The 24,015-nt window shown below is 54.4% G+C and carries 18 protein-coding genes; 9 read left to right on the top strand and 9 right to left on the bottom strand.

Going from position 1 to position 24,015, the window contains the following annotated elements; genetic code table 11:
* Positions 1–84: 84 nt before the first annotated feature.
* From BM040_RS03755 to BM040_RS03770, 4 genes are all read right to left on the bottom strand, one after another.
* A complete protein-coding gene (locus BM040_RS03755; protein WP_092099133.1) occupies positions 85–939 on the bottom strand; it encodes a pirin family protein in 855 nt (284 codons plus the stop codon).
* 341 nt (positions 940–1,280) lie between these two features.
* Positions 1,281–2,168 carry a cysteine synthase CysM gene (gene cysM, locus BM040_RS03760; protein ID WP_092099134.1) on the bottom strand — a complete coding sequence of 296 codons (888 nt, stop codon included), beginning with the start codon at positions 2,166–2,168 and terminating at the stop codon, positions 1,281–1,283.
* A gap of 124 nt (positions 2,169–2,292) precedes the next feature.
* The gene (locus BM040_RS03765) at positions 2,293–2,973 is read right to left on the bottom strand and encodes a type 1 glutamine amidotransferase domain-containing protein (RefSeq protein WP_092099136.1); all 681 of its coding nucleotides are present in this window, start codon (positions 2,971–2,973) and stop codon (positions 2,293–2,295) included.
* A 79-nt stretch (positions 2,974–3,052) separates the two neighbouring features.
* Positions 3,053–4,360 (bottom strand): PQQ-dependent sugar dehydrogenase, encoded by a 1,308-nt coding sequence (locus BM040_RS03770; protein WP_092099138.1) that lies wholly within the window; start codon positions 4,358–4,360, stop codon positions 3,053–3,055.
* Positions 4,361–4,678: 318 nt separating this feature from the next.
* Between BM040_RS03770 and BM040_RS03775 the strand changes: the two genes are divergently transcribed.
* Together BM040_RS03775 and dinB are read left to right on the top strand one after the other, a co-directional pair.
* Entirely contained in the window at positions 4,679–6,067 is a 1,389-nt protein-coding gene (locus BM040_RS03775; protein WP_092099139.1) for an FAD-binding oxidoreductase, read from the top strand.
* Positions 6,068–6,184: 117 nt separating this feature from the next.
* Positions 6,185–7,267, top strand: a complete 1,083-nt coding sequence (gene dinB, locus BM040_RS03780) for a DNA polymerase IV (protein ID WP_262502444.1) — start codon at positions 6,185–6,187, stop codon at positions 7,265–7,267.
* 843 nt (positions 7,268–8,110) lie between these two features.
* Here dinB and BM040_RS03785 read toward each other — a convergent pair.
* The 5 genes from BM040_RS03785 to BM040_RS03805 form a co-directional block, all read right to left on the bottom strand.
* Positions 8,111–9,013 (bottom strand): hypothetical protein, encoded by a 903-nt coding sequence (locus BM040_RS03785; RefSeq protein WP_092099141.1) that lies wholly within the window; start codon positions 9,011–9,013, stop codon positions 8,111–8,113.
* Positions 9,014–9,091: 78 nt separating this feature from the next.
* Positions 9,092–9,457 (bottom strand): hypothetical protein, encoded by a 366-nt coding sequence (locus tag BM040_RS03790; protein WP_092099142.1) that lies wholly within the window; start codon positions 9,455–9,457, stop codon positions 9,092–9,094.
* Between the two features lie 3 nt (positions 9,458–9,460).
* Entirely contained in the window at positions 9,461–10,930 is a 1,470-nt protein-coding gene (locus BM040_RS03795; protein ID WP_092099143.1) for a cellulose synthase family protein, read from the bottom strand.
* The gene (locus BM040_RS03800; RefSeq protein WP_092099144.1) at positions 10,930–12,474 is read right to left on the bottom strand and encodes a 4Fe-4S binding protein; all 1,545 of its coding nucleotides are present in this window, start codon (positions 12,472–12,474) and stop codon (positions 10,930–10,932) included. Before BM040_RS03800 ends, BM040_RS03795 begins: the two co-directional genes overlap by 1 nt.
* 8 nt (positions 12,475–12,482) lie before the next feature.
* Positions 12,483–13,868 carry an NAD(P)/FAD-dependent oxidoreductase gene (locus tag BM040_RS03805; RefSeq protein WP_092099145.1) on the bottom strand — a complete coding sequence of 462 codons (1,386 nt, stop codon included), beginning with the start codon at positions 13,866–13,868 and terminating at the stop codon, positions 12,483–12,485.
* 972 nt (positions 13,869–14,840) lie between these two features.
* Here BM040_RS03805 and BM040_RS03815 point away from each other — a divergent pair.
* From BM040_RS03815 to BM040_RS03845, 7 genes are all read left to right on the top strand, one after another.
* The gene (locus BM040_RS03815) at positions 14,841–15,530 is read left to right on the top strand and encodes a TIGR04282 family arsenosugar biosynthesis glycosyltransferase (RefSeq protein ID WP_092099147.1); all 690 of its coding nucleotides are present in this window, start codon (positions 14,841–14,843) and stop codon (positions 15,528–15,530) included.
* Positions 15,531–15,619: 89 nt separating this feature from the next.
* Complete coding sequence (locus tag BM040_RS03820) at positions 15,620–18,676, top strand: TonB-dependent receptor (RefSeq protein ID WP_245756087.1); 3,057 nt, start codon at positions 15,620–15,622, stop codon at positions 18,674–18,676.
* Positions 18,677–18,974: 298 nt separating this feature from the next.
* Positions 18,975–20,192, top strand: a complete 1,218-nt coding sequence (locus BM040_RS03825; RefSeq protein ID WP_092099149.1) for an ABC transporter substrate-binding protein — start codon at positions 18,975–18,977, stop codon at positions 20,190–20,192.
* Positions 20,155–21,033, top strand: a complete 879-nt coding sequence (locus BM040_RS03830) for an ABC transporter permease subunit (RefSeq protein ID WP_092099150.1) — start codon at positions 20,155–20,157, stop codon at positions 21,031–21,033. Before BM040_RS03825 ends, BM040_RS03830 begins: the two co-directional genes overlap by 38 nt.
* Positions 21,026–21,787: an ABC transporter permease gene (locus BM040_RS03835; RefSeq protein WP_092099151.1), complete on the top strand. Its 762-nt coding sequence runs from the start codon at positions 21,026–21,028 to the stop codon at positions 21,785–21,787. The genes BM040_RS03830 and BM040_RS03835 overlap by 8 nt, the downstream gene beginning before the upstream one ends.
* Entirely contained in the window at positions 21,787–22,524 is a 738-nt protein-coding gene (locus tag BM040_RS03840) for an ABC transporter ATP-binding protein (RefSeq protein ID WP_092099152.1), read from the top strand. The genes BM040_RS03835 and BM040_RS03840 overlap by 1 nt, the downstream gene beginning before the upstream one ends.
* Positions 22,521–23,462, top strand: a complete 942-nt coding sequence (locus tag BM040_RS03845; protein ID WP_092099153.1) for a radical SAM protein — start codon at positions 22,521–22,523, stop codon at positions 23,460–23,462. The genes BM040_RS03840 and BM040_RS03845 overlap by 4 nt, the downstream gene beginning before the upstream one ends.
* The last annotated feature ends 553 nt before the right edge of the window (positions 23,463–24,015 follow it).

Here is a 24,015-nt window from a genome sequence, read left to right on the forward strand (position 1 = left end):
AGTATAAAGCCACAGCCCCTGCTACACCAAATATAGCAGGGGCTGTGGCTTTTATACTTTATAACTCTTTAACTTTCTAACTCCTCAACTCTCCCAGCTTCCCATCTTACCTGCCTGGTAATCGCGGAAGGCCTGGCGGATTTCCTCTTCGGTGTTCATAACAAAGGGGCCGTGCGCCACCACTGGCTCATTGAACGGTAGGGCATGGCCAAAGAGGATGTAGCTATCTTCCAACGCCTCTACCTCTACTTGCTCCCCCTCGTTGATGAATTCCACCAGGTGCAGTTTCTCCACAGTTTCGCCGTTTACCTTTACCGAGCCTCGCACCACATAGAAAAAGATGTTGCGTGCTGCTTCCACTGATGTAGTGAAGGAACCACCGGGCTGCATTTCTATACTTGCCATGTGGATGTCGCTCAGCGATGGTATCGGGCCCTGCGTTTCGCGCCAGTTGCCGGAAACCACATTCACCTTTACCTTGCCTTCATCCTCGTTCACGGCAGGAATACTTTCTTTTTGTAGCCCGATATACTTCGGCTCCGTCATTTTATACTTGGCAGGCAGGTTAAACCAAAGCTGCAAAATCTCCATCGGGCCACCCTCCTGCTTAAATTTTTCAGAGGATACTTCCGCATGAATCAAACCACGCCCGGCTGTCATCCATTGCACGCCGCCGGCGGCAATTACATCCTTCCCGCCGCCAGTATCCTGGTGCATAATGTCGCCATCAAGTATAAACGTGAGTGTTTCGAAGCCCCGGTGTGGGTGCGGCCCGAAGGGCAGGCCCTGATTGCCCGGCTTGTATACCTGCGGACCGTGGTGGTTCAGAAACAGGAACGGGTCGATGTAGTTAACGCTGTTGGTGGGTAAAGCCCGGTAGGTGACCAGGTCCCCAATGGGAGCGCTGATGGCTTTATGTTTCTTTTTGATTTTCCTCATCAGATTCTTTCATGTAGGTACACTAAAGTATAAACCACAGCGATGTGGTACAAGTCATGGGGATTTATACTTTGTGGGAGTTTAAATCGGCGAGTGGATGAATGCTTATACTTTGGTGTACCCTTTCCACGGCCCCTCTTGTATGTTGATACTTTTTGATTCTCTTTTTTGTCATCCTGTAAGGATCCTGGTAGCATGTAGTATAGGCTTAACCTCCCTTCCACCAAGTTTCTTAACAGAATGACAAATAGTTTGGGTGTATTGTAAGCAGAGTGAAACAGCTCCACTTCTTGAATGGCATAAAAGGTGATGGCCTGATACAGCGCCTCTTTTATACTTGTTTATTTAGAAGCGAACAAATCTGAGGACAGGTAACGGTCGCCGCGGTCGCAGATGATGCAGACTACTACGCCTTCGTCCAGTTCTTCAATCAGTTTGGTGGCCACATGTACCGCCCCGCCGCTGCTCATACCGGCAAAAATGCCCTCCTCCCTGGCCAGCCGGCGGGTCATGGCTGTGGCTTCATCCTGGCTTACATCGATGATGCGGTCCACACGCTCGGGCTCAAAAATCTTGGGCAAGTACGCCTCCGGCCAGCGCCGGATACCCGGTATCTGCGCCCCCTCCACTGGCTGAGCCCCTACAATCTGCACCTGCGGGTTCTGCTCTTTCAGGTAGCGTGATACGCCCATGATGGTACCCGTCGTCCCCATAGAAGAAACAAAGTGCGTTACCTCCCCTTCTGTGTCGCGCCAGATCTCCGGGCCTGTGGTGCGCACATGGGCTAGGTAATTATCGGGGTTTCCAAACTGGTTCAGGACCAGGTAACCGCCCTGCTCCACTTGCTCGGCCACATAGTCTATCGCCCCTTCCATCGATCTTTCGGCGGACGTAAGTATAACCTTGGCCCCGAAGGCCTCCATCGTCTGCACCCGCTCTTTAGTGGCGCTGGCAGGCATCACCAACTCAATTTCCACCTCAAATAACCTGGCAATCATGGCCAGAGCGATGCCGGTGTTGCCGCTGGTGGCCTCAATCAACTTCATGCCGGGCTTCAGCTCCCCACGGTCCAGTGCTCCTTTAATCATGCTATAAGCAGCCCTGTCCTTTACGCTGCCGCCGGGGTTGTTGCCCTCCAGCTTGGCAAATAACCTGACACCTGATTTTGTATTGATATGGGTGAGCTCCACCAGCGGGGTGTTGCCTATATAGTCAAGTAGTTTAGCCATTGCTTTGTCTGTATCAGCAAGAAAACCATCAACCGGTACAATGGTTCACATAAGTTTTCTGACGATAAAGTGGTACTCAAGTTATACTTTAGAAGGTGCAGCCTAAAAAGCAACGGCTTCAAGGCTACTTTTTCAGTAAGCTCAGCAACTCTTCGGCAACGCCCTCTGAGGAGGCCGGGTTCTGGCCCGTAATCAGCAGTCCGTCGCGCACCACGTGCGGCTGCCAGTCGTCCACTTTAGAGTATACTCCGCCGAGCTCCTGCAACTCGTCCTCCACCAAAAAAGGCACGACTTCGCTTAGCTTCACGGCCTCCTCCTCTGAGTTAGTAAAGCCGGTTACCTTTTTGCCTTTCACCAGCGGTTCTCCGTTAACGTCTCTGACCTTGGTGAGCACCGCCGGAGCGTGGCAAACAGCCGCTACAGGTTTCTTTTGCTTAGCAAAGCTTTCAATCAGCCTGATGGATTCCTCGTTATTTGTCAGATCCCAGAGCGGGCCATGGCCTCCCGGGTAAAACACGGCATCAAACTCGTCCGCTTTTACTTCGCTTAGTTTCCTGGTGTTTTGCAGTTTCTCCAGCAGTTCTGTATCCTGGTAGTAGCGCTTGGTGGCGTCGGTTTGGGCACCTGGCGCCTCGCTGCTGGGGTCAATGGGCGGCTGCCCTCCTTCCGGTGAGGCCAGCGTTACCTCAACACCCGCATCGGTTAGCACATAATAGGGCGCGGCAAATTCTTCTACCCAAAAGCCGGTCTTCTTGCCGGTAGTACCCAACTCTGCGTGGGATGTTAATACAAATAATACTTTCATAGTTTGTCTGTAAGTAGTTACTAGGCCTGTTTATACGTTGTCACCTTAGTCGTTGGTCATACTCTTCGGAGCTATACTTTTACTGGGCGGCCACACGCCAAACGGTGTTGCCATCATCGTCGGCTACCAGGAGCGAACCATCGGGCAGCTCGGCTACGCCAGCGGGACGGCCGTATACTTCGTTCTTTGCCGCATCTGCTATAAATCCGGTCAGGAAATCCTCGTAGCTTCCGGCAGGCCTGCCATTCTGGAACGGCACGAACACCACTTTGTAGCCGGAGAACTCGCTGCGGTTCCAGGAGCCGTGCTGGCCAACGAAAGCACCGTTTCTATACTTCTCCGGAAACTTGTTTCCTTTGTAAAATGCCAGCCCCAGAGAGGAAGTATGGGAGCCCAGCGGCATATCCGGAACGATTGTTTTCTGAACCAAGTCAGGCCGCTCGCCTTTGCGGCGCGGATCTTCGTTCTGCCCGAAGTAGGCATATGGCCAGCCATAGAAACCACTTTCCTGCACGCTGGTCAGGTAGTCGGGCACCAGGTCATCCCCCAGGTTGTCGCGTTCGTTTACGGCTGTCCAGAGGGTGTTGGAGCCGGGAGCCCAATCCATGCCCACCGGGTTGCGCAAACCGCTGGCGAAAATGCGCTCACCGCTGCCATCCGGGTTAATCTCGAGGATAGCCGCACGTCGCTCTTCCTCCTGCATGCCATACTCGCCCACGTTGCTGGCAGAGCCTACCGATACGTAAATCTTGGAACCGTCCGGACGGGCAATCAGGTTACGCGTCCAGTGGTGGTTATAGCCCCCGGCTGGCAGGCTCAGAATTTTCTCCCCTTGCCCTGTAATTTTGGTCTGGCCCTCTTTGTAAGGGTAGCGCAGCAGTCCGTCGGTGTTGGCCACGTAAAAATAATTGTTGAGCACCAGCATGCCATAGGGCTGGTTCAGGCCCGTCAGAAACACCTCGCGCAGCTCGGGTTTGCCATCGCTGTTCGTATCACGGAAAATGGTGATTTGGTTGGCGCTCTTTCCTTCATCATCCGACTCCACCACAAAAATATCCTTGTTCGGGGCCACGTAGATGCGGCGCGGGTGCTTCAGGTCGCCGGCGAATTTGGTGACGGTAAAACCAGCCGGTGCGGTTGGGGTTTTGCCCGCTGGCCAGCCAATGGCTTTGCTTCTTTTTTCGGCTCGGTGCGTGGTATCCGGGGACGGCAGTTGCAAGTTGGAATTGTTTTGATGCAGCAGGGAGTCAGCAGCTCCGGTGGCACCAGCCACTGCCGTGGTATCAGTGTCACCTTCCTCCACCGTCCGTGCGGACTCGGAGCAACTGGACAAGGTTATACTTCCAAGCAAGGTTACTAGCGCAACGTATAGGTGCGTTATTTTCATAGTTCTAGTTGTTTGGTTTTTGAAGTAATTCCTATACGGCATGAATTACCTAGTGATTGAGAAAACACTGTTTTTAGTCCTGATAGGGATAAACAGGAAAGCTCTCCACCACCATTTTACCCACCCCTTGTTAGCTTTCAAGGACGTGTCATCTCCCCTTACGCATTTTCTGTAAAGCCAATTCCTGCTGCCTTTTTACACTCGTATACTTTAGTGACAATCAATTATTTATTGCACCTTAACCAGTCGTATTGGCAGTACCCCCATCCCCCAAGAACATTGCTGTGCTAGGGTGCCCAACTAAAAAGGGAGGCCGATATGGTGGAGGATATCAACATTCAACAACTGAAGGCAAGTATGCGGGGCGCTGTGCTACAGCCCGGCGAAAGCGGCTACGACGAGGCCCGAAAAGTATACAACGCTATGATAGACAAGCGCCCTCGCCTGATTGCCAGGTGCGAGGATGTGGCCGATGTGATCTATGCCGTAAACTTTGCCCGCGAAAACAACCTGCTAGTGGCCATCAGGGGTGGCGGGCACAACGGCGGCGGACTGGGCATTTGCGACGACGGCCTGGTCATAGACCTGTCGCACCTGAACGGGGTGCAGGTGAACCCGGAGAAAATGACGGTGCGGGTGGAAGGCGGTTGTACCTGGGGCAAGGTAGACCACGCCACCCATGCTTTTGGACTGGCAACACCCAGCGGCATTATTTCCACCACCGGTGTAGGCGGGCTAACACTCGGTGGCGGCATCGGGCACCTGACGCGCGCTTATGGCCTAACCATTGATAACCTGCTGGAGGCGGATGTGGTACTGGCCGACGGTAGCCTGGTAAAAGCAAGCGAAACAACACATGAAGCTCTCTTCTGGGCCATTCGCGGGGGCGGCGGCAATTTCGGGGTAGTAACCTCTTTCCTGTTTAAACTGCACCCTGTAAGTATGGACTATGGGGGCCCGATGATGTGGGAATTGGACCAGGTGAAGGAGGTGATGCAGTGGTGGCGCGATTTTATACTGGAGGCACCTGAGGATTTGAACGGCTTTTTTGCCTTCGTACAGATACCACCCGTAGCACCTTTCCCGGCTGAGCACTATAACAAGATTGTAGGGGGTGTGGTGTGGTGCTATACCGGGGATCCGGAAAAAGTGGAGCAGGTCTTCGGCCCTATCCGAAGTATGGCTCCCCAACCTATCGTTGATTTGGTAGGTCCGATTCCGCATCCGGCCTTGCAAAGTATGTTTGACCCGCTTTACCCACCCGGCCACCAATGGTACTGGCGTGCCGACTTTGTTAAAGAGATCAGCGATGAAGCCATTGACCGCCATTTGGAATTTGCCCGCAAACTACCGACGCCGCAATCCACCATGCACCTCTACCCCGTTAACGGCGCGGCGCATGAACTGGGCAAAGAGGCCACTGCCTGGAGCTACCGCGATGCCAACTGGGCGCAGGTCATCGTCGGCGTGGACCCAGATCCGGCCAACAAGGAAAAAATCACTACCTGGACGAAAACCTATTTTGATGCCCTGCACCCTTACTCAGCGGGTGGTGCTTATGTTAACTTTATGATGGAGGAAGGAGACGAGCGCATCCGGGCCACTTACCGCGACAACTACGACCGGCTGGCGCACATCAAGTATCAGTATGACCCTACTAACCTCTTTAAAGTAAACCAAAACATCAAGCCGGCAGTACCGGCGTAGAAATGCATTTGGGGCATTTCCGTGCAGAATGGTTCCGCTGAAAGTATGGCAAAGGGCTGACAGACGCTGTACTTCCTGCAGCGGTTTTTGTACCTTTGCAAGTATAAAAGCCATACTTTGGAACAGCCCATCCGCAAGATCATCCACATCGACATGGACGCCTTTTTTGCCTCCGTGGAGCAGCGCGACAACCCCGAGCTGCGCGGCAAGCCTGTGGCTGTGGGCGGCTCCAAAGCGCGGGGCGTGGTGGCCGCAGCCAGCTACGAAGCCCGCAAGTATGGCGTGCATTCGGCGTTAGCCTCCAAAATAGCAGCCCAACGCTGTCCGCAGCTCATTTTTGTGAAAGCGAGGTTTGACGTGTACAGTGCTGTGTCGCGGCAGATACGGGAGATTTTCTACTCCTATACCGATTTGGTAGAGCCCCTCTCGCTCGACGAGGCCTACCTGGACGTGACCGAAAACAAAATCGGCATGCCCTCGGCCAGCATCATCGCCAAAGAAATCAAACAGCGGATTCTGAAGGAGACGGGACTCACTGCCTCGGCAGGCGTGTCTTTCAATAAGTTTCTGGCCAAGATTGCCTCTGACATGGATAAGCCCAACGGCTTCACGCTCATCACCCCGGACAAAGCCGAGGAAGTGGTAGCAGGCCTGGAGATCGAGAAATTTCATGGCATCGGCAAGGTAACGGCAGCCAAAATGCAAAGTATGGGCATCCTGACCGGGGCTGACCTGCGCCAGCGTACGGAGGAGGAACTGGTGCGCCACTTCGGCAAGGTAGGTCGTTACTATTTCCGGGTAGCCCGCGCCCAGGACGAGCGTGAAGTGCAGCCTCACCGCATCCGCAAGTCCATCGGTTCAGAGCGCACCTTCGATACCGACCTGACAGAGGAGGACGACATGCTGGAGCGCCTGCTGCACCTCTCCGAGGAAGTGGCCCAGGACATGGCCCGCCTGCAGGCGACCGCTAAAACCGTGACGCTCAAGATAAAGTACTTCGATTTCACGCTGAACACCCGCAGCAAAACCTACCTGAGCGAGTTTAGCTCTGCCGATGCCATTTACACGATTGCCCGGGAGTTACTGCGCCTGCCGCAGCTCCCACCCTACCCGGTGCGCCTGTTGGGCATCTCCGTTTCCAGCCTCACCTACCAGCACGACCGCCTGCGGGAGGGGTATCAGCTGACGCTGGAGTTGTAGGTGGCAGTTTTTTGTAATGGCCGGGTCCAACCACCCCTGGCCCCTCAGAGCTACGCTCGCTACCTTCGAACTCGCGTTCTCGGTAGTCTAAGGAAGGGAGTCTGTCATTACTTTAGCTAAGCATAAGTTTCATAGTCAAAGTATAACCCACCCCAGCCCCTCCCGAGAGGGGAATTATACTTACTACTTTCCCTGTCATCTCGAGCAGCGCGAGAGAACTTTAGAAAACTCTAATCAGCTCTCTCCCGAAGGTCGAGATGACAGTAGGGGCTGTGGCTATCGAATCCTTTCCCAGCCTTTGGGTTGAGCGCCTTGTGAGATCCGGTGCCCGCCAAGGGCATGCTGAGCGCGAGCGAGGCAAGGAGGGAACACAGTGCGATGCCCGAAGGCGAGGCCTCCCGGCCTGGGAGGGAGCCAAAGTTTAGATGGAACTATAGGTAGGTTAGTCTGGAGGAGGAACGGAAGCTAGAAAGGATAGCTTGGTTCAAGTAGAAGGAAGCGGCGGCTATGGGAGTATAAGCCAGCAAAGTATAAAAGTATAGCTAAAGTATAAAGTATGGCTTTTCAAGCCAGTCGGGTTGCAAACCCAACACCATAGTGAGGCACGAGTTGCAAACTCGCGCCAGCGAGGGGGGCAGAATGCTAGAGATGCAACTGTAGCTTATGTAAATCTAGAGGATGAACGCGTGCTTGTAAGGATAGCTTGGTTCAGGTAGAAGGAAGCAGTGGCTATGGAAATAAAAGCCGGCAAATATAAATTATAAACCGGTAAAAGTATGAGCTAAAGGATAAAATATGCCCCAGAGAGGTTCCGGACATCTATGTCCGGAACAGCGGAAGCGACTACTTCAGCTTCAATTCCCGCCGCAGCGGCTCATCCTCATTCCTGTTCTTGGTCCAGTAATCCGTTATCATTTTAGCTTTTCGGGTAGCGCGGCTAGTTTCCTCCTGCCCGTTTTTGAGCTTGTGGACCTCTTCCCAGCCTGCAATTTCATAGGGGAAAGCCGACGTATAGAAAATGCGCAGGATGCGCGGGTAGATTTTATAGGTTACCTCCAGCACCTTCAGGTTAGCCGCCGGTATGCCGCCCATACTTTCCCGGGCCTCTATGATGTCGATGTTAGCCTCCTGCGCTTTCAGCGGCTCATGTGTCAGGCGATGGCCCAGCAGGGCCGGGATGAGGCTTACCTCCCCCTTGGGCACCAGGTCAGGGTTCATACGCAGCACGGTCCATAGGTTATCTTCCGGAATGGCATCGAGGGTGAAGTGCTGGTCACTTTCCTGCTCGAAGTAGGAAAACAGCCGGGCATCATACTTGCCGCTTTTGCGGTTGAGTTGCGTAAAGGTCTGCCCGCACCATTCCTGCACGCTGGCCGTCACTTTCACGGCCGGAACATGGTCGTAGACGGGCGTAAAGACGGAAAGCATCATCGAGTAGGGGTAAATGCCGGTCACGAACTTTTTGGTGAGGTTCAGCTTCAGCACCTTCTGCGCGTCATCTTCATTGGCCTCCGGGTTATCGAGCTTTACCTGGTTCTTTCTGGAGAAATCCTCCGTCACGAAAATCAGCACCGCCTCCCCGTCGCGCTTCTCGCCGTAGCGGTATTGCTCCAGAGTATAGGAATTAATTTCTGCCTTCCCTTGAAACCAGTAGGCGCCAAAGGCATCGTAGTCCATGTTGCGGGAGCCACCCGAAGTGCAGCCGGCTAAAAGTATAAACACGGAAAGGTACAGGAGCTTTTTCATCGTAGTAATTTAAAGGCTTTGAGCAAAATGCCTCTGTGTAATTTATACTTTGAATTCAAAAAAACAGGAAGCTACATCTTATACTTCAGGCACCCGCTGCAGCACCTGGTTCAGCCGGTTTTTTAGTGCCTCCAGTGACTCCATGCCATCCAGTTCCTCCGCCGTCAGCAGCACCTCCACCTTGTTAATCTGCTGCAGCGCCACCACCGGATACTTGTCATACACATCCGTGTGCCCCCACTCATTCTTATAGATAAACTCAAACTCATAAGGCAGTGTTTGTAGGTACTCCGCCCACTCCGGAAACATGGTGTAGTTGCCGTAGGTGAGGGCACAGAGGCTGCAGGGGTAGGTTTTGGGCGAGATAATCTTGTGCGCGAAATCAACCAGCTTGTTAAAGAAGCCCGTCTCGGCATTGTAGACGAATAGCAGTTTTGGCGGCATAGGTTAAGTGTGTTTGTAAGACCGTACGGAATGATAAAAAACAAGCAGGTACCCCACCGCCAGCATGCTGTGGAAGATGAGCATCACATACTCCCCCTGCGTCACACTCCAGGCGGCCACAGCCAGGAACAGCAGCCCCAGCAGGCCCTCCAGGTAAGTAGTAAAGGGCATTTTCAGGTGGAGGTAAAAGTTCTCCTGCCAGGTATGCTGTCGCGCTTCCAGGTTAAACTTCGGGGTGCGGATAAAAGGGGATTTGCGGCCCGTCCAACCCTCCCACACCGCCACGGCATTGTGCAGCGCCATCCCCATCGACACCGACAGAAACAGCGGGTAGTACAGCACAAAACCAACCACACGGTTCCTGCCTGTGGCCTTGCCCAGGGCGTTGGCCTGAAAGTATACGAGGCTGATAACCATAAAACCCAGCAGCAGCATCTTCCCTATTTCAAAGGCTGTAGACGACAACTGGTGGTTTACCTTCGCCCACAGCAGCGGTATACTGGCCAGCGAAGCTAGCAGCACGGCCACAAACACGGCGCTGTTGAGCAGGTGCGCCAGCGCATGCAGCTTTGTCTGCAGCGGTTTGCCCGAACTTAGAACCGTTCCCAAATGCTTCACCGCCGACTCAGCCCCGCCCTTGGTCCAGCGGAACTGCTGCGACTTGAGCGCACTCATCACGGGCGGCAGCTCCGCCGGCGACTCCACCTCGGGCAAGTATAAAAACTGCCACCCTTTTAGCTGGGCGCGGTAGCTCAGGTCCAGGTCTTCGGTCAGGGTGTCGTCCTGCCAGTTGCCGGCATCCAGAATGGTGGTTTTGCGCCACACGCCGCCGGTCCCGTTAAAGTTGATGAAGGCGTGCTGGCTGTTGCGGCCCACCTGCTCGATAAAAAAGTGCGCATCCAGGGCCAGTGCTTGCAGCCGGGTAAGGATGGAGTAGTCTGTGTTCAGGTGCGTCCAGCGGGTTTGCACCATGCCCAGCTTGGTGTTGGCAAAGTATGGAATGGTCTGTTTCAGAAAGCTGGGCTGCGGGGTAAAGTCGGCATCAAAAATGGCGATAAACTCCCCTTGCGCCAGCGCCAGGCCATACTTCAGGGCGCCTGCCTTAAAACCGCTGCGGTCAGGGCGGCGGATGTGCTGCAGGTTCAGGTGCGGGTACTCGGTTATCTTTCCCCGGATAATCGATGTGGTTTCGTCGTCACTGTCATCGAGCAGCTGAATCTCCAGCTTGTCGGCGGGGTAATCGAGCGCGGCTGCCGCATCGATGAGGCGCTCCACGACATACTTTTCGTTGTATACCGGCAGCTGCACTGTTACGGGTGGCCATACGTCAGGGGTAGGCGGCGCTGGTGTTTTGCCTTGCTTGCGCACCTGCCGGAAGCGGTACAGGAGGTGCGCCTGCGCGATGCTGTAAAAAAGTATAAACAGCATGGCAAGCCCGTAAACCAGCAGGCAAAGTATAATCAGTAGACTCATCAATTCAGTACTTTGATTGATTCATTTCCAGTCAGGAACGGAATGTCGGTGATGCGGCCCTGCTCCGGCCCGTTTTCCAGTTTGAGCACTCCGCGGGGACATACGCTGGCGCAGATGCCACAGCCCACACAAGAAGCCCGCACAATGTTTTGTCCCCGCTGGGCATACCAGCGCACATCGATGCCCATCTCGCAGTAGGTAGAGCAGTTGCCGCAGGAGATGCACTGGCCGCCGTTCGTCGTGATGCGGAACCTGGACTTGAAGCGCTGCACAATGCCAATGTAGGCGGCCAGCGGACAGCCAAAGCGGCACCACACGCGGTTGCCCATCAGCGGGTAAAAGCCCACGCCCACCACGCCAGCGAAAGCCGCCCCAATCAGGAAGCCGTACCACTGGTGCAGCATGTCGGTAGACTGTTTTAGGAGCGCAAATTCGGTAAAATAATTAGCAATGGTAAGCAGCGTGATAACGGTGATGATAACAAGTATCGGGTACACCATCCAGCGTTCCACTTTCCAGGCTTTCAGGGATTTGTCGGAGAGGTGGCGGTAAGGGTCGCCGGCAGTTTCGGCCAGGCCGCCGCAGCCGCACACCCAGCTGCAATACCAGCGCTTGCCGTAAAAATAAGTAAACAGCGGCACAGCCACTATAATCAGGAGTATCCCCCAGATAAAGAGGAACAGGCCCGCGCTGCCGCTGCCCAGCATGCTGGCCACGCTATACTCGAAGAAAAAATCGTAATCGAGGGGCCAGATGTTTTTCAGGTCGTACCAAGGCAAATTCAGCACTACGAGTATCTCCGGAATCAGGAAAGCAAAACTCAGCTGGAAAAACATCACTGAGGCGGTGCGCAGCAGTTGGTAATTGTTGCCTTTATACTTGCGGAACATCCTCACCCCCATCACCAGAATGGCCAACGTATAAATCGTGCCATACAAAAACCACTGGCTGGCCGGGCCTCCGGCTAAAGTATAACTAAGCGGGTCCACGAGCAAAGCCCAGTTCACGATATACTCCGGATACCAGTAGAGCAGCACGTAAATGGCTGTTAAGTACACGCCAATCGTTATCCCCACCATTCCGCGTGACTTATTAGAGGAAAACATGACGCCGTTGTTCCTGATACCGGCTGGCTCGCCCCGGTGCTGGGGCAGGATGTAGAGCAGTGCACCCGCTGCCCCCATAATGACCGTCAGAAAGAGCAGAAGCAGCTTGTTGTTCTCCACAAAACCCTGGCTGGCGACTCTGGCGAGAGCAAAGGCGTAGTCGTCCCAGATGACGCGGTCCCACTGCTGGCTGCGCTGCTGTTCCTCGTTGTAGTTGTCGAGGAGGCGGTTAAAATCGGTAGCGAAGCTGAAGCTGGAGGTATAGGTTTTGCCCAGCATCGGCTGCAGTTCCTGCCGCAGCACCTCCACATGCTCCTGCTTCACCGCCTCCTGCAGCTGCGCCTCCGTTAGCCGGAACTGCCCCATAAAAAGCAGCGCGTTAAAGAGCAGCAGCGCCAGCAGGAAACCCCCTAAGCCTATTTTCTGTATTGCCTTCATACTTTATACTACCTCCAAAAGTAGGACAGCAGTCCTTTCTTTTCTTTCTTCTCCAGCTCCAGATTCGTGCCGAACTGTTGGTTATAGGCCTGCAGCATCTCGCGGTGATGCCTGTCATAAAACTCCGGGTCAAAGTTGGCCTGTCCCAACTTTACCAGCACCTGTTCCACCGTCCAGTTTTCCCGCAACGCCTGGTCGAAAAACTCGTGGCGCAGGCGCATGCCCAGGCCGTTTACACCGTGCAGGCGATTATCTTCTCCATTGAACACCGCCCGGAAAGCGATTCTGCCCTCCGCATGCTCCCAGTAAAACGAATCTACCGGCTCCTCCCAGCGATTTGGCACCATGCCGTAGGTCTGGTATTCGATATCGAAGAACTTGGCCGAGTTGAACCAAGGGCCGGGGGTATACTTAACAGGCTGATGCGTGAGGCTGTGCGCCAGCGTTTCACCGTGCATGCGGCCCGTGTACCAGACCTGCTCTATACTTTGGCGTTGCGGCACCGGCACGCGGTACTCGGCGCAGTCGCCGATGGCGAACACGTTGGGGATGTTGGTGGCAAAATGCTGGTCTACCAAAATGCCTTTGTTTACCTCCAGCGCCGTGTCGCGCACCAGCTTGATGTTCGGCTGCACGCCTACCGCCAGCCCCACGAACCCACAGGCAATCTCCTCTCCTGCCGTCGTTACCACCGCTTGAACACGCCCGCTGCCATTATCGCGTATCGCCTTCAACTCGGTGTTCAGCCGTAGGTCCACGTGGTGCTCGCGCAGGTGCCGCATTACCAGTTCCGACTCCTCTTTGGGAAGTATACTTCGCCAGAACCCCTCTTCCCGCACCAGAAACGTTACTGGTATATTTCGACTCAACAGCATCTCAGCCATCTCCACCCCAATCAACCCGCCGCCTACTATCACGGCACGCTGGCAGTTAGTGGTAGTGTCGTTCATCATTTGCAAGTCCTGGTACGAGTAGAGCCCTTGCACCCCCTGCAGTTCCTGTCCGGGCCAGCCAAACTTGTTAGGTTTCGAGCCCAGCGCCAGAATCAGGATGTCATAATGCAGCGGCTCCTGTTGCTGTAGCTGCAGTTCCTTCTGATCGAAGTTTATACGTGTCACCCAGTCGTGCACCAGGTGGAGGCGGTTTTTCTCCCAGAACCAATCTTCGTAGGGTTTGGTGTGCGCATAGGTCATGTGGCCCATGAAGATGTACATGAGCGCGGTGCGGGAGAAGAAATGCTCGGTTTCGCCGGAGATGATGGTGATGTAGGCTTCGCTGTCGCGCTTGCGGATGTGGCGCGCGCAGGTGATACCCGAAATGCCGTTGCCGATAATGACAATGCGGCGCCCCGGGGTCCGGATGCAAAAATCACCTGTTGCGTGTGGCTCTCTCATTGGGTGCTTAAACAGAAGTATGACTGCCTACTCAAATTTACCTCAATTTACCTGTTGCTGCTGTATAATTATACAATAAAGTAAATTAGAGGGTGTTTTGTTGGAGGTTTTTAGTGAAGAGATGAAGGGTTATACTTGCTTTGGTATTCTTCCCCATATTTAGCGCAAGCGTCTGCTTGTGCTGCTCTTAGCCCCTGCTTTCCACAGCTGGAACCAAGCTATCCTTACTAGCCACTGTTCATCCTCCAGCCCCACTAACCTAAAGTTGCATCTCTGACTTTCTGCCCTCCCAGGCCGGGAGGCCTCGCCTTCGGGCATCGCGCGGTGTGTCTGAAGCTGCTCCTCGCTCCGCTGCGGGCTGCCCTTCGGGCACCGCAACATCCACAAGGCGCTCAACCCAAAGGCTGGGAATAGAATCGATAGCTGCTGCTGATACAACTTGGACGGAACTCCCCTCCTTGGCTAAGGAGGGGTAGGGGTGGTTGGACCCGGCACTGCTGAGACTCACTTGCTTGAGACAAGGAACCTCCGCCATTGCTGTCATCTCGACCCTCTTGAGGCGAGAGCCGAAGAGAACCAGCGTAACTGTGAGGAATCTGGTTAGAATTTCCGATGGTTCTCTCGCTCTGCTTGAGATGACATAGTGAGTAGCAAGTATAATTCCCCTCCTTGGAGGGGTTGGGGTGGGTTTATACTTTAGGAATAGGTCGCGACCTGTCCATGCAAGAACTGAGGCTACGAAACTCATACTTTTGCTAAAGCAATTCCAGACTCCCCTCCTTAGACTACCGAGAACGCGAGTTCGAAGGTAGCGAGCGTAGCTCTGAGGGGTCAGGGGGTGGTTGGACCCGGTATTGCAAAAGCCCCTATCTGTTCTAATGTAAGACCCCACCAACTCCCACCCAAACCCTATATCGAATTAACCCTATATTTGCACAAACATTTTGCAGGTATTCCTGTAAAACATAGAAGTTGAAGTCTGCACGCGCACATACCGCTGTTTTACTGTTTACCCGTACCCCTTCGGAGGAGGCGCAGGTAAAACGCTTTTGCCACAGCCGTAGCAAGAGCGAAGCTATCGCGGCAAAACTCATCGACCACACCCGGAAATTAGTGCAGCAGGCAGGGCTCCAACTAGTGATTATTGACTCCTCCCGGCAGCAAGGCCATACGTTTGGCGAACGGTTGCACCACGCCTTCAGCCAGACTTTTGCACAAGGTTATGAGCAGGTTATCTGTTTGGGTAACGATACGCCGGGTCTGACAGCCACTACCTTACGTGCTGCAGCTGAAGCGCTGCAGGAACAGGGTTTTGTCTTCGGTCAGGCAACAGACGGAGGCGTGTATTTGATGGGGATGCATCGCCATACCTTGCCCTTGCTGGATTTTTCGGCTATCTCTTGGAACACCTCGCTCGTATACGAGGAGCTTTGCCAGCAAACAGACACTGCCAGCACCACCATCCTTGCCCCTATACTTGCTGACGCCGACAGTGCTGAAGACATTCTTGCCTTGAGTGGACACCATACTTTAGGTAAATTGGCCGCTTGGCTGCGCGAGCTGCTGTTTGCTGTCAGGTTATACTTTACAGTTTATGCTTCCTGCCTACCTCTAGCCACACCTGCTGCCACTAGCCTGCGAGGCCCACCTGTTAGCTGTTAATCCCCACACAACACTTAGCTTAGGTATACATTATACTTTGAGCAATCTCTCCTGTTATACTTTATCAGCTAACACGCTTTTACATGCGCATGCGATTTCTATTACTCTTACTTGGGTACCTCATCCCCATGGCCGCTGCTTTTGCGCAAGGTGCCATTGAGGTGACGGTGCTCAACCCAAAGCTGGAGCCGGTGCCACAGGTGCAAATTACAGCCTCCAACGAGGCCATTGGCTACAGCGCCACCCGCACCACCAACAGCAAGGGCATCGCCACCTTCAGCGGACTCAATACCGCCGGTGCTTATACCATTCTTTCCGCGGAAAATGAGACCTATACGTTTGTTTCCTCCGAGCCGATTATACTTCGCTCTAACTTTACCCGCACGGTTACGCTGGTGCTGCCGTTCAAGCGCGAAGTAGCGCTGAAGGGCGTGACAGTATATGCCCCTAGCACCACGCGCATCAACCTCTACAATGCCGAGGTATCGTCTGAGATGCGGATTTCAGAAATTCGGGAGCTGCCAGTGGAGGGGCGTGATGTGTCTAGGATGCTCTACCGCCTGCCCAACGTCACGCAGGCTACGGGCTTTTTCCCGGAGGCGCCCAACGTCAGCATCAACGGGGCCAACCCGCTGTTCAACAACTACCTCATCGACGGGCTGGACAACAACGAGCAGTTTTTGGGCGGCTCCCGCTTTAACGTGCCGGTTGGCTTTGTGCAGAACGTATCGGTGCTGACAAACAACTATTCCGCCGAGTTCGGCAATACGGGCAATGGCATCATCAACATCACTTCCAGGTCAGGCAGTAACAAGCTGCAGGGGGAGGCCTTCTTTCTCACACGGCCCGGCTTTCTGGATGCCTCCTCCCCTTACGCCCAGCGCGATTTATCCGGCAACCAGGTAAAGGATGGCTTTCAGCGTTACCAGGCAGGTTTTGGCGTGGGGGGCCCGATTCTCCGGGATAAAACCTTTTACTTTCTCAACTACGAGCACACCACCGACCTGAAAGACAATATCCTGCGCAGTCCGGCTTTGGGTGTGAATGAAACGGTGCGCGGCAAAAACCACTTTAACTACCTCTCCGGCAAAATCGACCATTACTGGAGACAGCGCTTCCACTCGGCGCTTCGGGCAAATGTGGGCATTGTAGGGATTGGCCGGCAGGCGGGAGGTTTAACGGGAGGCCTGAATTTTCCCTCCGCCGCCAGTGACCAAGTGCGCAACTCCCTCAACCTGGCCAGCACCAACGTTTATACTTCGGATAACCTGACGCTGGAGACGAACCTGCAGTACGCCCGCTTCCGCTGGGATTATGTGCAGCCTGAAAACCCTACGAGTCCGGACGTGACGGTGCTGGGCCCCACCGGCGAGACCGTGGCCGTGCTGGGCCACCCCGGTTACGCCTTCGAAAGTATACAGCACACCTGGCAGGCGCAGCAGAAAGCCACCTGGTCGCGGGGCAGCCATACGTTTAAAGCCGGAGCCGAAATCCTGAGTACCGACCACGCGCTGTTTGGCGGTGGCAACCCCAACGGCAGCTATACCGTGCAGCTCACGCAGGGGCAACTTGAGAGCTTGCGCGCAGCTAATCCGGGCTCGGGTCTAAGTATAAATGATATACCTTCGGATGTGCTGGTGACTCGGTATGCCGTGGAGTTGCGGCCGACTTCCTTTGGCAAGCGGCAGAACGTCTATACGGTATACTTAGAGGACCAAGTGCAAGCCACCGAGCGCCTGAACCTGAACCTGGGCCTGCGTTACGACTACGACAACCTCTCCAAGGGCGGCAGCAGCAAGGGCGACGTTAACAACCTGGCGCCGCGCCTGAGCTTTAACTACCAGCTCACACCCAACAGCACCCTCCGTGGAGGATTCGGTTTGTTTTATGATAAAATTCTCTACACCGTCTACAGCGATGCCCTGCAACAGAACAACAACTCGGACGCCTTTAAAAAGCAGCTTTCATACTTTGTGGAGCAAGGCATTCTACCCGCTGATACCGACCTTGACCGCGTGACTTTTAACGGCAACCTGACCGTAGGTCAAAGCAATAATGCCGGCTTGCCTTACGGGTATCTGCAGGGTCCCCCGGCTGGGAGCTTTGCCAGCCAGCGTAATCTCTTCAGCAACGAGCGCCGCATCCTCAACCCCAGCGGTTACGACAACCCTTACACGCAGCAGTTCTCGCTGGGCTATCAGCTGCAGATGGCGCCACACCAGCTGTTTTACGTGGACCTGGTGTATAACCGCGGCCGCAATCTTTTCCGAACCGTCAACCTCAACGCCCCCGCCGCCTGGGACTACAACCGAAGTCAGGAAGAAGGCATTGCCCGCAGCAGCACCTGGGCCGACGAAACGCGTCCGCTCCCCATCTATGGAGACTACGCGCTTATTGAGGGAGAGCGGGTGGAAGGCGTGGCCCGGAACCTGGTGATGACCGAATCTGGGGGAGAAAGTAATTACTATGCTGCCAGCTTTAACCTGCAGAAAGACAAAGCCGATGACAAGTTCTCTTACCGCCTGATTTATACTTTGTCCTACCTCGAAAACAACACCGAGGACATCAATTTCCGGGCGATGGACGCAAACAACTTTGAGGCTGAATGGGGTCCCAGCATCAACGACCGCCGCCACGTCATCAACGCTATTTATACTTACTACCCGGTGCAAAACCTGACGCTCACTGTGGCGGCCCTCCTGCAAAGCGGCCAGCCCATCAACCGCATCCCGGATGCCTCGCAATACAAGGTCGTAGATCAAGGTGGAAACCTGGTGCTGAACAATAATGGTGAGCCGATTTTTACCAACGATTTGAACGGCGATGGCTCCGCTTTCGGGGATGCCTATGTCGGCAACTCCGACCGTCATCCCGGCGAGAAACGCAACTCCGACCGTCTGCCCTGGTCGAACACCTTCGATGCAAGTGTGCAGTATTTTATACCTTTCGGTGCTGATAGAAGCCGCGGGCTGGAAGTGCGGGCGGATGTGTTCAACCTCTTCAACGCCGAGAACCTGAGTGGCTACAGCAACAACGCCACCCAGAGCAACCAGATTCAGGTGGGTCCGGCCAGCAGTGGCGTGCTGGTGCGCCGCAACGCCGCCCCTCCCCGGCAGTTTCAGTTTGGGGTGAGGTATGTGTTTTAGGAGTTTGAGAGTTGGGGAGTTTAGGAGTTAGAGAGTTGTAGAGACGCAATATTTTGCGTCTCTACAGTTAGAAAGCTAAAAAGTTAGAAGGTTAGAAAGTTGTTTTTAATGGCGCAAGTCTTCAGACTTGTGTCCTTTTAATGAGGTGAAGTCTGTGACTTCACGGAAGCCAGGGGCTTCCAAATAACAGTTGCTTGGCCCACACTTTTAGAACAGAACAGCTAAACAAGACAAGTCACATACTTGCCTCATGTACAGCCAAAAGATGCGCAAAAACTGCAGCAGGAAAGTATAAATCATGAAACACCTACGCATACTTTTACTACTCATCACTTTCCTGAGCTTCGGTTGCGGGAGCAATACCCCACAGGAGCAACTAAATGTGCAGGAGGCGGATTGGGCAAGTATAGAAGCGGCAGCCAGGGGTACTACCGTGCAAATGATGATGTGGCAAGGCGACCCGCTCATCAACAAGTACATGCAAAACTACATGAAACCGCAGCTACAGAAGCAGTATGGCATCACGCTCGACATCAACTCCGGACAAGGAAAAGACATTGTGGGATTGGCTTTGGGCGAGAAGGAAACTGGCAAAACTGTCAGCGAGATGGATGTGGCGTGGATTAATGGTGAGACCTTTTACCAACTGCGCCAGCTCGACGCGCTGTACGGGCCCTTTACGGAGCTGCTGCCCAACAACCAGTACGTGAATTGGCAAAACCCTTTCATCGGCCGCGATTTTCAGCAACCGGTGGAAGGCATGGAAGCGCCTTGGGGCAATGTGCAGCTGGCCTTTATTTACAATGCGGATAAGGTAAAAACGCCGCCTGCTTCCTTTTCGGAGCTGGAAAGCTACATTAAAAACCATCCCGGCACTTTCACTATTCCCAATGAGTTTACCGGCATGACCTTGCTGAAATCCTGGATGATAGCCCTGGCCGGGAAAGAGGAACTGGCAGGTGAGTTCGACGAGGCAACGTATCAAAAGTATAGCCAGCAACTCTGGCAGAAAATCAACCACCTGAAACCATACTTCTGGAAGCAGGGGCAGACCTTTCCGGCCACGCTTTCGCAGCTGCACCAGCTCTACGCCAACGGCGAGATAAACTTTACCTTCAGCAACAACGACAGCGAAGTGGACAACAAGATTTTGCAGGGCGTTTTCCCCGAGACCTCCCGCGCTTATGTGCCGGAGCCGGGCACCATCCAGAACACGCACTACCTGGGCATCCTAAAGAGGTCAGGTAACCTGCCGGGGGCGCTGGTGGTGATTAACTTTCTGCAGTCGCCGGAAGCGCAGTACCGGAAAGCAAGTCCCGAAGTATGGGGCGACGGCACGGTGCTGGCAACGGAAAAGCTACCAGCCGAATGGCAGGAGAAGTTCCGCCACATTCCCGCCCGCCGGCATGCTCCCGACCGCGCTGCCATTCAGGACAGAGCTTTCGAGGAACTGGCCCCCGAGTATATGATTAGATTGTATGACGACTTTAGGACAGAGGTTATCGAGCAAAACTAAGGCAGGCGCCGGGGTATACCTGCGGGCTATTTTCCTGCTGCTGGCGGTGCTGCCGGTGGCAGGCGGCTTGCTTTATGGCCTGGCCTATAGCTTCGGCCTGACGGGTGCGTTAAGTACTGGTTTTACCTTGCAGCATTGGCAGCAGGTATGGAGCAGTGGCGCGTTGCTCAGTTCGCTGGCTTATAGTTTATACATTGGCCTGGTGGCTATCGCTTTGGCCACAGCCGCTGCCTTGTTCCTTGCCTTATACTTTCAAAGAAGCCTCCGCAGCGGCTCCCTGAGTTACTTTTTATACTTGCCCCTGACGATTCCGGCGATGGTGATGGGGTTTCTGGTGTTTCAGCTCTTCACCAAATCCGGGCTGTTTTCGCGGGTGGTGTATGGACTTGGTTGGATAGATAACCTGCAGGGGTTCCCCAGTCTGGTGCACGATACCTTGGGTTTTGGGATTATCCTGGCGCATGTGCTGATGGCCATGCCGTTCCTGACGCTGCTCTTCCATGCCATTTACCGCGAGCAAAACCTGGAGCAACTGCAGGAGGTATCGGCCAACCTGGGCGCCGGCAAATCATACTTTGTCAGGCACATCGCTATCCCTACTTTACTTAAAACCGCCGCGCCCAACCTGCTGTTATACTTCATTTTCATCCTGGGCTCCTACGAAATCCCGCTGCTTATCGGCAGCCAGCAACACCAGATGGTGTCGGTGCTGGCGGTGCAGAAGTTTCAGCGCTTCAACCTCCTCGACATCCCGCAAGGCTATGCCATCAGCGTGGCTTTTACCTTGTTTGTGCTGCTCCTGCTTTCTATCAGCTTTAAAAAACTGCAGCGCCATGCTTAGAAGGATTCTGACCGCTATACTTATCACGGCTATCCTATTGCCGTTCCTCTTTTTCGGGGTGCTGTCGGTGGGACAAGCCTGGTTTTACCCGAGCATTTTGCCGCAGCGGTTTACCCTGAGCAACTGGCAGGAGCTGTTGGTGGGGCAAAGTGAGCTACAGCTAAGTTTGTTGCTCTCGCTTCTGCTGGGCATGGGCGTGGCTATACTTGCTACACTGGCTGGCTTTGTTATCAGCAAGGAAATCGCCCGGGCAAAGTATAAAAACCGTTGGCTGCTGCTGGCTTACTGGCCTTTTGTGCTCTCGCCGGTGGTGCTGGCCATTCTGGTGCAGCGCTTTTTTCTGTTAACTGGGATGAGCGGTGAAGTGATAGGCGTACTGCTGGGCCAGTTTATACTTGCTTTTCCGTTTGCCGTGATTTTCTTCCAGAGCTTCTGGACCTACGAGATATTACAAATGGAGCAACAGTCGCAAACGTTGGGCGCTTCAGCGGTTTATACGTTGCAGCAGGTGCTGCTGCCCCTGGCAAAGCCGCTGCTGCTGATTTGCTTTTTCCAAACCTTCCTCATCTCCTGGTTCGAGTATGGCTTGACGCAGTTCATCGGCTTGGGCAAAATAAAAACACTGACCATTCTGGTGTTTAAGTATGTGAACGAGGCCAATATTTTTCATGCGGCGCTGGCCTCGCTGCTCCTCATGCTGCCTCCTGCCCTCTTGCTGTGGTTGAATAAAAAATTTGTTTTTAGAGGAATCTGATGCTGACCATCCAAAATTTACATAAAGCCTACCAAACGCACACCGTGCTCGACCAAGTTTCGCTCGAGTTGCCGCAGGGGCAGGTGCTGGCGGTGCTGGGGCGCTCGGGTTGCGGCAAAACCACCTTGCTCAAAGCCTTGGCCGGGCTGCTGACGCTAGACGCTGGAAGTATAAACTGGGCCGGGGAAAGTATGGACGCCGTGCCGTCGCGCGAGCGGGAGATGGTGTACCTGTTCCAAGAGCCGCTGCTGTTTCCGCACCTGAGCGTGTTTGAGAACCTTGCCTATGGTTTGCGTGTTCGGAAAGAGGCGGAGGCCCAAGTGCAGCAGAAAGTAGTGCAAATGCTGCAGGAACTGGAGCTCCAGGAGCACGCGCAGAAAAAGCCTTCCCATCTGTCAGGCGGGCAGCGGCAGCGGGTGGCTTTTGGCCGCGCCATCATCTTTCTGCCGCGCGTCCTCTTGCTCGATGAACCCTTTGCCAGCCTCGATGCCCAGAGCCGTGCCAGTATGCAACGGCTGTTTCTGCGCCTGGCCCGAAAGTACAACATCACCGCTCTGTTTGTGACGCACGAAGTAAAGGAGGCGCTGCTCGTGGGTGACCGGTTTGCCTACATGGCCGCCGGCAAACTGCAGGTGTATACTTCCAAGGATGCCTTCATCGCTGACCCGCAAACAGGGGTGCGCGACGAACTGGCCTTCTGGAGTGCGCTCGAACAGCAAACCACTTATCAACCATGACACAAGACTTTCACCATATCGAATCGGTTTATTGGGTGTTCACCCAGCTCTGCAACGACCACTGCGACCACTGCTACAACAACTCCGGTCCGCACGGCGAGCGCATTTCCGAAGAGGAGTGCATGGCCATTATCGACAACCTGCCTCCTAGCATGGGGCGCCTTATACTTTCCGGAGGAGAGCCCCTGGCGGATAAAAAGCTGCTCTATGCTATTCTGGACCGCCTGCAGGAGCGCTACCAGGGCCGTGTGCAAATCATGCTGCAAACCAACGGCGACCTGCTCAACGAACAGATACTGGACACCCTGCTGGAAAAAGGCGTGACACGCTTCGATATCTCCAGCATCGACCGCTACCACAAACACGCCGGCGCGCGCCTGATGGAACTGGCCGAAATCTTCCATAGTCGCGGCGTGAACGGCGACGACAAAGACCCGCTCATCGAAAAGGACACCTACATCACCAAACACAAAGCCAGCTGGGGCTACTGGGGTGCGACCATCGACATGTGGCTGGGCGGCAACTGGGCCCGCGGCCGCGCCTACGAAAAAGGGCTCTGGAAACAAGACCCCGAACATAACTTCTGCGCTATCCTCTCCGGCGGCAAAGGCTTTTTGACCGGTGCCGAAGACATCCCGCAGGAAATCTCCATCCAGCTCTGGAAGATAAACCCCTGTTGCCCTGGCACCCGCATCCCGCTCGGCGATGCTCGCACCGAGAAAGTGGCCGACGTGCTGCAGCGGGTATCTAAATCAGAGATTTGGCAGAAGATAAACGAAGGCAATCCCCTGGCCCTGGGCGAAAGTATGGGAATACCGGAGACGTATGCCCGGGAGCGCACAGCCCAGCTAGAGAACATCTGCCTCTGGTGCGATGAGTTTTTTGAGAAGCATTACCAGGGGGAGAAGGTGGAGCGTAGCTGTGGGGGGTGTTCTTAACCCCTCCCTAGCCCTCCCCTAAAAACAGGGGGGGATTTTTTGCAGGACTGGGTCCAACCACCCCTAACCCCTCCTTGGCTAAGGAGGGGAGCCTGTTTTTACTGTTACAGAAGTATAAGTGTTATAGCTTCTGCCCCTACAAAGTATAAACCCACCCCTAGCCCCTCCGAGGAGAGAATTACACTTGCTACTCCTGTTGTCATCTCGAGCAGCGCGAGAGATCTATTGAGAATCCTATTTAGTTCCCTCCCAAAGGTCGAGATTACAAAAAGCAGCAGCTATCGATTCTGTTCCCAGCCTTCGGGTTGAGCGCCTTGTGAGATCCGGTGCCCGTCAAGGGCATGCCGAGCGCGAGCGAGGCAAGGAGGGAACACAGCGCGATGCCCGAAGGCGAGGCCTCCGACCTAGGAGGGCAGAAAGCAGGAGGTGAAACAGTAGCTTAAGTAAGTCTGGAGGATGAACAGGAGCTAGTAAGGATAGCTTGTATCCAGTTGGGGGGACCAGGGGTTATTGATATACACAAGAGGTTGCTGGCAACATCAGGAGCATGAAG

The sequence above is a fragment of the Pontibacter chinhatensis genome (genome assembly GCF_900113285.1).
GTDB classification, from domain to species: Bacteria; Bacteroidota; Bacteroidia; order Cytophagales; family Hymenobacteraceae; genus Pontibacter; species Pontibacter chinhatensis.

Coding starts and splice junctions, on each gene's coding strand:
- BM040_RS03755 (WP_092099133.1), bottom strand. CDS start 939: ATGAGGAAAATCAAAAAGAAACATAAAGCCATCAGCGCTCCCATTGGG.
- cysM (WP_092099134.1), bottom strand. CDS start 2,168: ATGGCTAAACTACTTGACTATATAGGCAACACCCCGCTGGTGGAGCTC.
- BM040_RS03765 (WP_092099136.1), bottom strand. CDS start 2,973: ATGAAAGTATTATTTGTATTAACATCCCACGCAGAGTTGGGTACTACC.
- BM040_RS03770 (WP_092099138.1), bottom strand. CDS start 4,360: ATGAAAATAACGCACCTATACGTTGCGCTAGTAACCTTGCTTGGAAGT.
- BM040_RS03775 (WP_092099139.1), top strand. CDS start 4,679: ATGGTGGAGGATATCAACATTCAACAACTGAAGGCAAGTATGCGGGGC.
- BM040_RS03785 (WP_092099141.1), bottom strand. CDS start 9,013: ATGAAAAAGCTCCTGTACCTTTCCGTGTTTATACTTTTAGCCGGCTGC.
- BM040_RS03790 (WP_092099142.1), bottom strand. CDS start 9,457: ATGCCGCCAAAACTGCTATTCGTCTACAATGCCGAGACGGGCTTCTTT.
- BM040_RS03795 (WP_092099143.1), bottom strand. CDS start 10,930: ATGAGTCTACTGATTATACTTTGCCTGCTGGTTTACGGGCTTGCCATG.
- BM040_RS03800 (WP_092099144.1), bottom strand. CDS start 12,474: ATGAAGGCAATACAGAAAATAGGCTTAGGGGGTTTCCTGCTGGCGCTG.
- BM040_RS03805 (WP_092099145.1), bottom strand. CDS start 13,868: ATGAGAGAGCCACACGCAACAGGTGATTTTTGCATCCGGACCCCGGGG.
- BM040_RS03820 (WP_245756087.1), top strand. CDS start 15,620: ATGCGATTTCTATTACTCTTACTTGGGTACCTCATCCCCATGGCCGCT.
- BM040_RS03825 (WP_092099149.1), top strand. CDS start 18,975: ATGAAACACCTACGCATACTTTTACTACTCATCACTTTCCTGAGCTTC.
- BM040_RS03830 (WP_092099150.1), top strand. CDS start 20,155: ATGACGACTTTAGGACAGAGGTTATCGAGCAAAACTAAGGCAGGCGCC.
- BM040_RS03835 (WP_092099151.1), top strand. CDS start 21,026: ATGCTTAGAAGGATTCTGACCGCTATACTTATCACGGCTATCCTATTG.
- BM040_RS03840 (WP_092099152.1), top strand. CDS start 21,787: ATGCTGACCATCCAAAATTTACATAAAGCCTACCAAACGCACACCGTG.
- BM040_RS03845 (WP_092099153.1), top strand. CDS start 22,521: ATGACACAAGACTTTCACCATATCGAATCGGTTTATTGGGTGTTCACC.